Origin of the sequence: Pseudomonas silesiensis (genome assembly GCF_001661075.1) — a bacterium.
GTDB lineage: Bacteria > Pseudomonadota > Gammaproteobacteria > Pseudomonadales > Pseudomonadaceae > Aquipseudomonas > Aquipseudomonas silesiensis.
In genome coordinates this window covers 3,271,369-3,284,700 of sequence record NZ_CP014870.1, presented here as the reverse complement: position 1 = coordinate 3,284,700, position 13,332 = coordinate 3,271,369, and the positions used below count along the sequence as shown (strand labels likewise).

The 13,332-nt window shown below is 54.7% G+C and carries 11 protein-coding genes; 8 read left to right on the top strand and 3 right to left on the bottom strand.

Features of this window, described 5'->3' with window-relative positions:
* Positions 1-14: 14 nt before the first annotated feature.
* The 3 genes from PMA3_RS14675 to PMA3_RS14665 are packed head-to-tail and all read right to left on the bottom strand — an operon-like array spanning position 15 to position 3,298.
* Positions 15-1,448, bottom strand: coding sequence for an amidase (locus PMA3_RS14675; RefSeq protein ID WP_237140720.1), 1,434 nt, complete (start codon positions 1,446-1,448; stop codon positions 15-17).
* Entirely contained in the window at positions 1,445-2,536 is a 1,092-nt protein-coding gene (locus PMA3_RS14670; protein WP_064677828.1) for a CobW family GTP-binding protein, read from the bottom strand. Before PMA3_RS14670 ends, PMA3_RS14675 begins: the two co-directional genes overlap by 4 nt.
* 60 nt (positions 2,537-2,596) lie before the next feature.
* Complete coding sequence (locus tag PMA3_RS14665) at positions 2,597-3,298, bottom strand: cyclase family protein (RefSeq protein WP_064677827.1); 702 nt, start codon at positions 3,296-3,298, stop codon at positions 2,597-2,599.
* 570 nt (positions 3,299-3,868) lie between these two features.
* Between PMA3_RS14665 and PMA3_RS14660 the strand changes: the two genes are divergently transcribed.
* The 8 genes from PMA3_RS14660 (at position 3,869) to PMA3_RS14625 (ending at position 13,208) form a co-directional block, all read left to right on the top strand.
* Positions 3,869-4,642, top strand: a complete 774-nt coding sequence (locus PMA3_RS14660; protein ID WP_064677826.1) for an SDR family NAD(P)-dependent oxidoreductase — start codon at positions 3,869-3,871, stop codon at positions 4,640-4,642.
* A gap of 35 nt (positions 4,643-4,677) precedes the next feature.
* Entirely contained in the window at positions 4,678-5,424 is a 747-nt protein-coding gene (locus PMA3_RS14655; RefSeq protein ID WP_064677825.1) for an SDR family NAD(P)-dependent oxidoreductase, read from the top strand.
* A 146-nt stretch (positions 5,425-5,570) separates the two neighbouring features.
* Positions 5,571-6,956, top strand: a complete 1,386-nt coding sequence (locus tag PMA3_RS14650; protein ID WP_064680712.1) for an MFS transporter — start codon at positions 5,571-5,573, stop codon at positions 6,954-6,956.
* Between the two features lie 298 nt (positions 6,957-7,254).
* Positions 7,255-9,030: a glyoxylate carboligase gene (gene gcl / locus PMA3_RS14645; RefSeq protein WP_064677824.1), complete on the top strand. Its 1,776-nt coding sequence runs from the start codon at positions 7,255-7,257 to the stop codon at positions 9,028-9,030.
* A gap of 29 nt (positions 9,031-9,059) precedes the next feature.
* Positions 9,060-9,842, top strand: a complete 783-nt coding sequence (gene hyi / locus PMA3_RS14640; RefSeq protein WP_064677823.1) for a hydroxypyruvate isomerase — start codon at positions 9,060-9,062, stop codon at positions 9,840-9,842.
* Positions 9,843-9,906: 64 nt separating this feature from the next.
* Positions 9,907-10,800 carry a 2-hydroxy-3-oxopropionate reductase gene (locus tag PMA3_RS14635; protein WP_064677822.1) on the top strand — a complete coding sequence of 298 codons (894 nt, stop codon included), beginning with the start codon at positions 9,907-9,909 and terminating at the stop codon, positions 10,798-10,800.
* Positions 10,801-11,193: 393 nt separating this feature from the next.
* The gene (locus PMA3_RS14630; RefSeq protein WP_064677821.1) at positions 11,194-11,556 is read left to right on the top strand and encodes a DUF485 domain-containing protein; all 363 of its coding nucleotides are present in this window, start codon (positions 11,194-11,196) and stop codon (positions 11,554-11,556) included.
* Complete coding sequence (locus PMA3_RS14625) at positions 11,553-13,208, top strand: cation acetate symporter (protein ID WP_064677820.1); 1,656 nt, start codon at positions 11,553-11,555, stop codon at positions 13,206-13,208. Before PMA3_RS14630 ends, PMA3_RS14625 begins: the two co-directional genes overlap by 4 nt.
* Positions 13,209-13,332: the final 124 nt, after the last annotated feature.

The window sequence follows — 13,332 nt, the reverse complement described above, 5'->3', positions numbered from 1 at the left end:
ACGACTTTCAGAGGCTACTGCGCGAACCCCGGCGGCACTGTATCCCAGAGGCACTGTTCACCTTCCAATGCAGAGGCGGCCCGGAAGATGTCTTTTTCCTGGTTCACCTTTGCGACCATCTGCAGACCGACAGGCAGGCCTGCCGCCGTGAAGCCCACCGGAACCGATGCCGCCGGCTGCCCTGTCACGTTGAATGGATAGGTGTAGTACTGCCAAGTGCAAAGGCTTCGACCACCGAACTGGGGGGGAACGTCCACCCCGACATCACAAGCCGCAATAGGTACGGTCGGCGATAGCAGCAAATCAAAAGACTCGAACAGCGCGCTCACCTTTTCACGAAAGGCGTAACGTGCAAAGACGTTCTCGTAATAAGAAGAGAAGGATTGGCCTCCGGCCGCCTCAAGTACTTCGCAAAGTGCAGGATCCAGCAGATCTCGCGAATCACGCATGGCCCCGCTCAATCGGGTGCTGATGCCGGCGTAGAACTCGGACAACCAGATATTGGCGGGATCAATACCAATCCCCTCCTCCAACTGGATGACTTCACAACCCAACTTTTCCAGGATCCTCACCGCGTTTTCAGTGATCCGGAGGATCTCGGAATCAGGTTTCGCAAAGCCTAACGTCGGGCTCCAGGCTACACGCATTCCTTTAACGGGAAGCTCGCAGGCTGCTAAATAATCTGGGACATCGCTGCTCACCGAGAACGGATCACGCCGATCAAAGCCGGAGAGCACCCCTAACAGCAACGCGCTGTCACGCACTGTCCTGGCCAGTGGGCCCACATGGGCCAAGGTCGGCGTCGCCGATGTTGGAAAGACCGGAACCCGGGCAAACTGAGCCTTGATACCGACCAAACCCGTGAACGACGCAGGTGTGCGAATCGAACCGCCGCCATCTGTGCCCAGAGCGAAGGGTGTCACACCGGCCGCTACACTGGCAGCGGCCCCGCAACTTGAGCCTCCCGGGGTCTTGCCCAGGTTCCACGGATTGCGAGTGATTCCCGTCATGGGTGAATCGCCGACCGCCTTGCAGCCGAATTCGCTGGTGGTGGTCGTCCCGATGATGCAGGCACCTGCGGCCTTGATCCGCTCCACGGAAGGGGCATCCGAGGCGGCGACATTTTCAGCCATGACACGCGACCCAAAAGTCTGCCGCACACCGCCAACCGAGATAAGATCTTTGACCGAAATGGGGAGGCCATGCAGCGCGCCGAGCTTTTCCCCCGCCATCACGGTTTTCTCGGCAGCCCGTGCGGCGCTCAAGGCAAGTTCGGGAGTTTGGGTCACAAATGCGTTCAACTGTGGTTCTAGTGACTGCATCCTATCGATGGCCGCCGTCACAACCTCAACGGGCGAAATCTCTTTGCTCGTGATAGCGTTACGCAAGTCCAGAGCCGAGCGGAATGGGTAAGAAGTCATACTTTGATGCGCCTTTTTCAGAGTCAAATCATTCCCAGAGCTCGATCCAGCACCGGTTGCGCTTTCGCGATGCACGCCTCAAACCGTTCCCTGATTTTGTTGTGATCGAGCTCCTTGCCAATGATCACCAGACGAGTTTCGGCTACCCCTCCAGGCCAGGCATCGGCGTAGCTCAATGGACTGAACACGTTTTGGACGCCTTGGAGCACCACTGGCCGCCCTACTCCGCTGAACCTGATCAATCCCTTGATGCGGTAGAGATTCGGCCCGTACTCCTCCGTCAACTGAAGGAGGCAGCTCATCAGTTCCTGGTAATCGACCTCGCGCGAGTCGCGCAGGCTTATGGCCGACACATCGGTATGGTGATGGCCTTTGTGAGGGTGGCAAGAATGGCAATCTGCCCCGTGATGCTCGCACCCCTCCGGCTCCTTACCCCCGAGCCAGCCACTCAGGTCGGCGTTCTTGGTCGCCGGATCAAAGAACGACCCACGAAGCAACTGGTCTATGTCGATCTCACTGAAGGAGGTGAACTCCTTTGGCGCGAAGGGGTTTAGTTTTGAAACTGCGGCGAGGGCCTGGCCGAATTCATCATCGCTCACCAGGTCGCGCTTATTCAACACCACCTTGTCTGCCAGAGCGATTTGTCGCTCGGCCTCAGGACAGTCTCTCAGCTGCAGGCTAATGTGCTTGGCGTCTACAAGCGTAACGATTGCATCCAGCCGGTAGGTCAGGCTCAGTGACATGTCGGTGTAGAACGCCTGCGCCAAGGGCGCCGGGTTCGCGAGCCCCGTCGTTTCAATCACGATCCGGTCGAAATCGATCTTCGGCTCGAGCAGTCCGGATTTGCGCATGTACAACTTATACAGCGACTCGATTAAGTCGTCCTTGCTCGAACAGCAGATACATCCGTTGCTCAGTTCGAGCATGTCATCCGAAGCACGGCTGATCAGATCGCCATCAATTCCGATCTCGCCGAACTCGTTGACGATGACCGCCACCCGCTCCTTATTGGGGTTAGACAGGATTCGGTTAACCAACGTCGTTTTGCCGGCGCCCAAAAACCCAGTGAGAAGAGTTATCGGGATTCGCTGATCCTGATCGATCGAATCATTCATATCATCACCTGACTTGATATAGGGCGATGAAGCTCATCGCCCTGATACTGGAAAGTTCAGTTACTCGTCGAGAACAGCCCAGGCGCGCACAGGGGAGCCGCTGCCATTCTTGATCTTCAGCGGGGGGCCATAGAACATGAATTCCCCTTTGCCAACCAATTCTTCAAGGTTCACCAGCCACTCGTAGTGGGTGATCCCCCTGTCTCGGCAAACACGGTGGCTGGGGAAAAGGTTATGGGAAGGCTTGTCGGTGGACGGCCCTTCCACGCCGTGTAACTTCGAGCCGCGGTCGGCCAGCCAGTGGGTCGCCTCGGCGGTCAGGCCAGGGTTCGACCAGACAACCTTGATGTCGGGGTAGTGCCGTTTGTGCAACCCAGTATTCAGCAGCACGATATGCCCGTCGACCTTCACACCCGTGGCATCCTCGGCTGCCTCCAGATCGGCAACATCGATGTCGCCCAGATCGGGGACGTGGGTCATGTCAAAGCAGACGGCCTTGCCCATAAACATGGATAGGGGCATCTCATCAACCGGAGCTCCGTTTGGACTGGTGTGGTAAAACGCATCGACGTGAGTCGCAATATGATCGAGTGTGCTGATGAAGGTGGTCGCGAACGTCATCGGATCACCTGGCACGCCCAGACCGAGTTCGAGAGATTTTTCGTGAGTGAGGTGAGGCGCTACGATTGGCCGCTGGAAAAGTTTGTGCGCCGGCATGTTATCAGAGAGCGTCAGGGTTAGATCGACAATGCGCTGAGTCATATGGCCTACTTTTTTATTCGAGTTGATAGATTCGGCAGATTTACAATTTCTCTTTTCCTGAACAAAGCCACCCTGTTGCCTGAGCAATTTCTTTTAACCCAAAACTTCCAACTCATCGCTAAAACTTGGCCACATTGAATTGATTGGGCTGGCGCTTTTCCAGTGGGGAAACCTTAACGCTCGTACCTCTGCCCTACAACCACCGGCCCTTACAAACAAGTCCACATCGTGGAACGCTTTTCATAACTGCTTCGCCAGCGTGCACCTTTACCAATCCACGCTCACTCAAAAGGGCTTGCCAGAGCCATCCTTATAAAAAACAGGCTACCTCTTTACAGCACTACAAGGCCTGAAAAAGTGTTTTTTAATCACTTAAATGAGCGATGCCATGCGCCCCGGATCGGAGCGTCCATCATGTGGAATCCTTTATTGGGCACGCTATTGCAATGATTCATGCCATCGATAAAGCTTGATTCAGCTCCAAAAACTCCAGCAACCATGGAACGTATCCAGGTCGAACTGAAAAGTTTTAGAGCGAATATTACAAAGCTAACCAAATGGAACCTAATAATGAATAACAATTCGAACTGCGCCAAAGTTGTACTCATTACGGGGGCAGGAATCGGTATCGGTCGTGCAACGGCGGTCGCTTTCGCGGCACAAGGCTACCGCGTAATCGTCACTGACATACTTGAGGCAGAGGGTTGCGAAGTGGTTTCGCAAATCCGGGAGAGTGGCGGAGTCGCGGAGTACCACCCACTTAATGTTCGCGATACCGCCGCGTGCGATCGGCTGGTTTCGGATATCGAGAAAAAGTACGGCGCCATCGACACCATCGTCGCCAACGCAGGCATAGCCCACAAAGTCCCGCTCAACGACCTGACAGACGAAAAATGGGATCTGACTTTCGATATCGATCTCAAAGGTGTTTTCCGAGTCATCCGCGCCGCCGTTCCAGGCATGAAGAGCAATGGAGGGGGTTCCATCATCGCGGTTTCCTCGATCATGGGCGTCGCCTATGGCTGGGATGAGCATGCCCATTATTCCGCAGCTAAATCCGGCGTAGTCGGCCTGGTACGCGGCCTCGCGGTTGAACTGGGCCGGCATCGGATTCGCGTAAACGGTATTGCCCCAGGCTTCATCCGCACCGCCCAAGCCCTCTCCGAAGTGCACTCACTCGGCGCAACCGGCCTCGACAAGGTCGCAAGCTCCATTCCGTTGGGCCGCGTAGGTGAGCCGGAAGAAATGGCTGATGTGATCACGTTCATGGCCTCTCACAGTGCTCGGTATCTCACTGGTCAAACAATCACCGTCGACGGCGGATTGGTTGTTCAAAGCCACTAAAGTCATTGAATGCAGGTTGTGTTGGAGTTTCTTTCATGAGCAGATTGACCGGTAAGAAAGCATTGGTGACAGGTGGTGCACGTGGCATTGGCCAAGCCATCGCACTTGAGTTTGCGAAAGAAGGCGCTGACGTCGCTATCCTGGATCTTCGAGCGGCCGACGCTGAAGCCACTGCGGCGCAGGTTTGCGCCCTGGGCGTGAGAGGCTATGCCGTCACTGCGGACGTTGGCGAAGAGCAGCAGGTTCAAGCAGCAGTCGAGAAGGTCATCGCCGAATTTGGCCAGATCGACATTCTCGTCAACAACGCTGGCATCGAGTCAGCCTCATTCATCGTCGACATGCCTACCGCCATGTGGGACAAGATGATGCTGATCAACCTTCGCAGCGTCTTCCTGTGCTCCCGTGCAGTGCTGCCTGCGATGATCGATCGCAAGAGTGGCCGCATCATCAATGTTGCCTCGCAACTGGCCCACAAAGGGGCAAAAGAGCTTGCACACTACGCCGCCGCCAAAGCGGGCGTAATCGGATTTACACGCTCGCTGGCGTACGAGGTCGGTGACAAGGGCATCACGGTCAATGCTATTTGCCCGGGCCCGACCAATACCGAACTATTCCGTAGTCTCCCGGCAACTTTCCGGGAGGCAAAAATCGCCGAACTACCGATTGGGCGCGTGGCGGAAGTTTCCGAAATTGCCCCCTGCGCCGTTTTGTTAGCGTCCGATGAAGGTTCTTACTTCCTGGGTGCGACCATGAATCCTAATGGTGGAGACTATATGATTTAATCGATGATACCTCATCGAATATTGATCCATCTCGTAACACAGCCTAACAACAATAATGCTAGTCGCTAGAGTGTGGCCGTTGGAGCCCGCTTGCTTTAATGACTTTTTCTTTCTGCCCTAATTTAAACGCGCAGAGGTTAAACAAAATGGCTAACCAAGCAAAACCCTTGGCATCAAGTACATTTAAACTTGAGCCCATTCTTCCCAGTGACGTAAAGCGTGCCACCACCGTCGCGTTCTTCGCATGGGTATTCGCTGTTTATGACTTCATTCTATTCGGTACGCTGCTGCCCGAGATCGGAGCTCATTATAACTGGGACATTACTCAACAAGCAGAAATCGCAACGTTGATCGCTGCAGGAACTGCCGTAGTTGCATTCGCCATCGGGCCGATCCTTGACCGTGGAGGAAGGAAAAGCGGTTTGCTGTTTACGGTGGCGGGCGCGGCAGTTTGCTCAGCTTTAACTGCTTTAGGTGGTTCGCTCGGCAAATGGCCCTTGGTGTTGATACGCTCCTTGTCAGGCCTTGGGTATGCAGAAGAAACAGTCAACGCGACCTACCTCAATGAGCTTTACTCAGCGGCCAATGATCCTCGGCTAAACAAGCGTAAAGGGTTTATCTACAGCCTGGTACAAGGCGGCTGGCCAATCGGCGCCTTGATGGCAGCGGGCTTGACTGCGCTGCTGCTACCGATTATCGGCTGGCAGGGCTGCTTTATCTTCGCTGCGTTTCCAGCAATCCTGATTTTCTTCATGACCCGCAGGCTGAAGGAGAGCCCTCAGTTTCTGCTGCACAAACACGTTAAAAACCTCCGCGAATCAGGTCAGGATAGCGAAGCACGTAAAATCGCAAAGCAACATGGCCTGGACTACGACCAGCACGCTCGTGCCGGCATTCGCGAGGCTTTCCGTGGTGCATCGTTGAGACCCACCCTGGTGCTCGGCGGCGGTTTTCTACTGAACTGGGCAGCCATTCAGGTATTCGGCGTGCTCGGTACTACAGTCCTCACCGAGGTTCATAAAGTATCGTTCGAGAACTCGTTGATTATTCTCGTTCTATCGAACGTGGTTGGCTATATCGGGTATCTGACCCATGGTTTCATCGGAGACAAGATCGGCCGTCGTAACACGCTTGCGTTGGGTTGGATGTTAGGTGGTATGGCCTTCACCGCAATGCTTTACGGCCCTAGCGACTTGCCAGTGGTGGTAGGACTGTACAGTTTGGGTCTGTTCTTCTTGAACGGGCCGTATGCAGCTGCACTCTTCTTCATTGGTGAGAGCTATCCCACCGCGATTCGTGGTACCGGGAGCGCTATTGTCCATGCAATGGGGCCGATCGGCGCCATTCTAGCCGGCTTGGGCTTTTCCGCTGTGCTGAGCGACGGAGGCGATTGGCAACATGCAGCACTCCTGTTCGGTGCACTCCCCTGCTTCATCTCCGGGGTTCTCATCTTCGCTGCGCGTCATGTAAACCCGAACGAAGAATCTTTCATCGAACCCGTTTCCGATGTGCAGCTAGCGCCAGCAAGCTGACAAAGCCCGCCTGGAATTGCTGAAGGCTCCAGCGCTTTTTCTATGCAAATGAAACGACTTATTCATCTTGTGGAGAATGCTGGGGCCTCAAAAAACCTTTGGTAAAACGAAATTTGCTTTTACCCATCAGGACTTAAACGCAGAACAACACTTAACCGGAAAGGCTGAGGTTAATGATCTCACCTCCGATAATTTTGTGCGTTTCAGTTTCTTCGTGACGCGACCGAAGCCCGACGCGAATCAGGGTGCTGTCGCTGGACTCAACCATAAAAATTTCGACCAACTCAAAGGAGTACGTATGGCCAAGATGAGAGCAATTGATGCAGCTGTTCTGGTAATGCGCCGTGAAGGCGTAGATACCGCGTTTGGCATCCCTGGGGCTGCCATTAACCCCCTGTACTCGGCCCTGAAAAAAATCGGCGGCATTGATCACGTCCTCGCTCGTCACGTCGAAGGCGCCTCGCACATGGCCGAGGGCTATACCCGTACCAAGGCTGGCAACATCGGTGTATGCATCGGCACCTCCGGCCCTGCCGGCACCGACATGGTCACTGGCCTCTACAGTGCCTCGGCTGACTCGATCCCGATCCTCTGCATCACCGGCCAAGCGCCGCGTGCGCGCATGCACAAGGAAGACTTCCAGGCGGTCGACATCACCAGCATCGTCAAGCCAGTGACCAAGTGGGCGACCACCGTCATGGAGCCGGGCCAAGTACCGTACGCGTTTCAGAAAGCCTTCTACGAAATGCGTTCCGGCCGTCCAGGCCCGGTGCTGATCGACCTGCCGTTCGACGTGCAGATGGCTGAAATCGAATTCGATATCGAGGCCTACCAACCGCTGCCCGTGCACAAGCCGGCAGCCAACCGCATCCAGATCGAGAAGGCCTTGGCCATGCTCGACACAGCTGAGCGTCCGCTGCTGGTCGCTGGTGGCGGCATCATCAATGCTGATGCCTGCGACAAACTGGTCGAATTCGCCGAACTGACGGGTATTCCGGTGATCCCTACCTTGATGGGCTGGGGCATTATCCCTGACGATCATCCGCAAATGGTCGGCATGGTCGGCCTGCAGACGTCGCACCGTTATGGCAACGCCACTCTACTGAAATCCGATGTGGTGCTGGGCATCGGCAACCGCTGGGCCAACCGTCACACCGGCTCCGTTGATGTCTATACCGAAGGCCGGCGCTTTATCCATGTCGACATCGAAGGCACCCAGATCGGCCGCGTCTTCACCCCAGACCTGGGCATTGTTTCCGACGCCGGTTGCGCCTTGGACGTTTTCCTTGAAGTGGCTCGCGAGTGGCAAGCCGCCGGCAAACTGAAAAACCGTAGCGCCTGGCTAAAAGACTGCCAAGAGCGCAAAGCAAGCCTGCAGCGCAAGACCCATTTCGACAACGTTCCGGTCAAGCCGCAGCGCGTGTACGAAGAAATGAACCGGGTGTTCGGCAAAGACACTTGCTACGTCAGCACAATCGGACTGTCGCAAATCGCAGGTGCCCAGTTTCTGCACGTCTACAAGCCTCGCCATTGGATCAACTGTGGCCAGGCCGGCCCGCTGGGCTGGACAATTCCAGCAGCATTGGGCGTGGTCAAAGCCGACCCGTCGCGCCAAGTCGTCGCCCTGTCGGGTGACTACGACTTCCAGTTCATGATCGAGGAGCTGGCGGTGGGCGCGCAGTTCAACCTGCCATACGTCCACGTGCTGGTGAACAACTCCTACCTGGGCTTGATCCGCCAGGCGCAGCGCGGTTTCGAAATGGACTACTGCGTGCAACTGGCGTTCGAGAATATGAACGCCCCAGAGATCAATGGCTATGGCGTTGATCACGTAGCAGTGGTGGAAGGTCTTGGCTGCAAAGCCATCCGCGTCTTTGAACCCTTCGAGATAGCGCCCGCTTTGCGCGAGGCTCAGAAAATGGCAGCTGAGCTGAGAGTCCCGGTGGTCGTTGAGGTAATTCTTGAGCGTGTTACCAACATTTCGATGGGAACCGAAATTAACGCAGTGAATGAGTTTGAAGAATTGGCGCTTGTTGGCAGCGACGCCCCTACTTCAATCCGTCCGCTGAACTGACGCTGATTCATTCAGAAAAGGAGATGCCTATGCCACGCCTGGCAGCTAACTTGTCCATGCTGTTCACCGAACGTGACTTCCTCGCCCGTTTCAAGGCTGCAGCCGACGCCGGTTTCAGCGGCGTTGAATACCTCTTTCCGTACGACTTCAGCGCGGCTGAAATCAAGCAACAGCTCGACAACAACAGCCTGACTCAGGTGCTGTTCAACCTGCCGGCCGGTGATTGGGCCAAGGGCGAACGCGGTATCGCCTGCCACCCTGACCGTGTCGAGGAATTTCGTTCCGGCGTCGACAAAGCCATCGAATACGCCAAGGTGCTGGGTAACACCCAGGTCAACTGCCTCGCCGGCATCCGCCAACAGGATCAGGACTGCACCACGGTGCGCAAGATCTTCGTCGACAACCTCAAGTATGCCGTCGACAAGCTGCAGGCCGCCGGGGTTCGTTTGATTATGGAAATGATCAACACCCGCGACATCCCGGGCTTCTACCTCAACACCACCAAGCAGGCCCTGGGGATCCAGGCAGAGGTCGGTAGCGACAACTTGTTCCTACAGTACGACATCTACCACATGCAGATCATGGAGGGTGACCTGGCCCGCACCATGGAATGCAACCTGGCCAAGATCAATCACGTCCAACTGGCTGACAACCCCGGCCGCAACGAACCGGGTACCGGTGAGATCAACTACCGCTTTCTTCTCGAGCATCTGGATCGAATCGGTTACCAAGGCTGGATCGGCTGCGAATACAAGCCACTCACCACCACCGAAGCCGGCCTGGGCTGGCTGAAGACCCACAACGCATTCTAAATGGCCGGCGCCAGGGCATGATGCTGCGGCGCCGAAGCTGAACATCGAAAAGAGGAAAACTCTAATGGCTAAAATCGGTTTCATCGGCACAGGCATCATGGGTCACCCAATGGCCCAGAACCTGCAGAAAGCAGGACACAGTCTGTTCCTGTCCACCCACTTCGACCCAGCGCCCACTGACCTAATCAACGCTGGCGCCATAGCCCTGGCCACTCCGAAGGAAGTGGCCCAGGAAGCCGAATTCATCATCGTCATGGTGCCGGACACCCCGCAGGTCGACAGCGTCCTGTTTGGTGACAACGGCGTGGCCCACGGCGTCGGCCCAAACAAGGTGGTAATCGACATGAGCTCAATCTCGCCGACCGCCACCAAAACTTTTGCCGAGAAAATCAAGGTTACCGGCGCCGCCTACCTGGATGCCCCGGTGTCCGGTGGTGAAGTCGGTGCCAAGGCTGCGACGCTGAGCATCATGGTCGGTGGCTGCCCGAAAGCCTTCGAGCGCACCCTGCCACTGTTCCAGGCCATGGGCAAAAACATTACACACGTTGGTGACAACGGCGACGGCCAGACGGCCAAAGTGTCCAACCAGATTATCGTTGCTCTGAACATCCAGGCTGTCGGCGAAGCCCTGCTGTTCGCCGCTAAAAACGGCGCTGATCCGGCCAAGGTGCGTGAAGCGCTTATGGGTGGCTTCGCCTCTTCGAAGATCCTTGAAGTGCACGGCGAGCGCATGATCAAGGGCACCTTCGATCCCGGGTTTCGCATTAACCTGCATCAGAAAGACCTGAACCTGGCCCTGCAGGGCGCCAAGGAGCTGGGCATCAACCTGCCCAACACCGCAAACGCCCAGCAAGTGTTCAGCACCTGCGTCGCCTTGGGTGGTGGCAACTGGGATCATTCAGCGCTGATCAAAGGCCTGGAACACATGGCTAACTTCTCGATACGGGACGAAAAGTAAAACCCTTGTTACCAATCGTCCAGGATTACGTATGAAACGACAATAGCCTTTGGTAACACCGCCCCTTGGCTTGCACAGAGCCAGGCCTAGGGGTGTTTTCCATACTACCGAGCTATCAGATGGCTGCTGTAAATATAATCCAATTCCATGTTGGTCTCTGCGGAGTGATATATGGCAGGTTCTGGATCAATCGAGCATGGAAAATTCAGGTCGCCGACCAGGTAGTTGAGCGCGCCAGGCGCCTATGCCTAAAGGAGATAAAAGATATTTACGATACTCGCGTTCATCCAACTTTCAAAAAGTGAGATTTCACAAGAGACATAAGCATGACGTGAAATAGCGATGCCGGTGAAGTTCTAAATCCAGCCAGAAATGCCTTCGCAGGAGATAATCATGGAACATGCATATCCACAAGATGGTGGCCCGGTCGTATCCGTTGACCAGGTTGATGACACGATTAGCAATCCGATTCTCGAAAACCCACAGTTTCGTGCTTTGGTAAAACAGCGACGAATATTTTCGTGGAGCATGACGGCTCTTATGCTGGCGGTGTATTTCGGTTTTATTCTATCACTGGCATTTATACCTGCCAGCTTAGGCACACCTATCACCGTAGGGCAGCCGATGACTTGGGGTGTGCCTATTGGCTTCGGCATGCTCGCTTTCACGATTCTTATCGTGGCTGTCTATGTATGGCGCACGAACACCTGCTACGACCCTAAAATAAAAACAATCATCAGGAGCTTCGACAAATGAAGCATCTAATTATTGCAATCTCGGCCATCCTTGGTTCGGTCGCGGTATACGCAGCCGACGTCCCTGCCGCAGTACACAAGCACAACCCCATTGCCATCGGCATGTTTTTAGCATTCGTTATTTTCACTTTGTTTGTCACGCGATGGGCGGCACGTAAAAACAATAGCGTTGCGGATCACTATGCTGCAGGAGGAAAAATCACCGGCTTCCAGAATGGTTGGGCCATCGCCGGCGACTATATGTCAGCGGCGTCTTTACTGGGCATTTCCGCATTGGTTTTTACCAGTGGTTTTGATGGACTGATCTACTCCATCGGCTTCCTTGCAAGCTGGCCGATTATTTTGTTTCTGATTGCGGAGCCATTGCGAAACCTGGGGCGCTACACCCTGGCGGACGTACTGTCATATCGGTTGAAACAACGACCTATACGAGCATTTTCGGCCTCCAGTTCTATTGTGATCGTGTTGCTTTATCTGGTTTCCCAACTGGTAGGCGCTGGAAAACTGGTTGAATTGCTATTCGGCTTCGACTACACCGCGGCGGTGCTTCTCGTGGGTACGCTGATGGTTATCTATGTATTCTTTGGTGGGATGCTAGCGACCACCTGGATTCAGATTATCAAGGCGGTGTTACTGCTCACCGGCTGCGTCTTCATGGCCTTTATGGTGTTGTCCCAGTTCGGATTCAGCTTGAATCAACTGTTCACTCAAGCTACCGAAGTGCATCCATCCCATATCGCAATCATGAGCCCAGGAGGCTTGATTACAGATCCGGTGTCTGCCATTTCATTAGGATTGGCACTGGTCTTCGGCACGGCAGGTCTCCCACATATCCTCATGCGGTTCTTCACCGTCGGTAACGTTAAAGCGGCGCGCCAAAGTATTCTTTATGCCACTGGTCTGGTCGGCATAGGCTATGCGCTGATCGTTATCATCGGCTTCGGTACCATTGCCCTGGTTGCCAGCAACCCTGCCTATCACGATGCATCAGGTGGGATTTTGGGCGGCGTTAACATGGTTGCAATTCACCTCGCGCAGAACGTTGGCGGTAACGTCTTCCTAGGTTTTATGTGCGCGGTATCGTTCTCGACGATACTGGCGGTAGTGGCTGGGCTAACCCTGGCAGGTTCTTCTGCGGTTTCTCATGACCTCTATGCTCATGCGTTATGCCGCGGCACAGCCAGCGACCGTGATGAAATGCGCATATCGCGTGTAACAACCATTGTTATGGGGGTGCTATCGATTCTTTTAGCGATTGCATTTGAGAAGCAAAATATTGCGTTTATTGTAAGCCTAACCTTCTCCATCGCGGCAAGTTCCAATTTTCCAGTCCTGTTGTTGTCGATCTACTGGAAAGGTTTGACGACGCGCGGTGCCGTGATTGGGGGATCGCTGGGCCTTGTATCTGCAATCACCCTATGCGTACTCAGTCCAACGGTATGGGTCAAGATACTCCATCATCAACAAGCTTGGTTCCCGTACGAATATCCAGCGCTGTTTTCTATGGTCGTCGCATTTGTCGGGATCTTTGTGTTCTCCATTACCGATCGTTCCGCCAGTGCCGTGAGTGAACGCAGCCTTTTCGATAATCAATTAGTCGATTCTGAGTTGGGTGCACCAGCAACCTGGAAGGCGCAATTGAAAGGCGAGTAACAAGTTGTTTTGATGGTTTTCCTGTGCGTCACAGGTTGTTGTCATACGTACGTCTATGGAAGGCCTGCAGTACCCACCGATTTTTTGATACTCCAACCATTGGGTGTTAAAAAATCGGTGACCT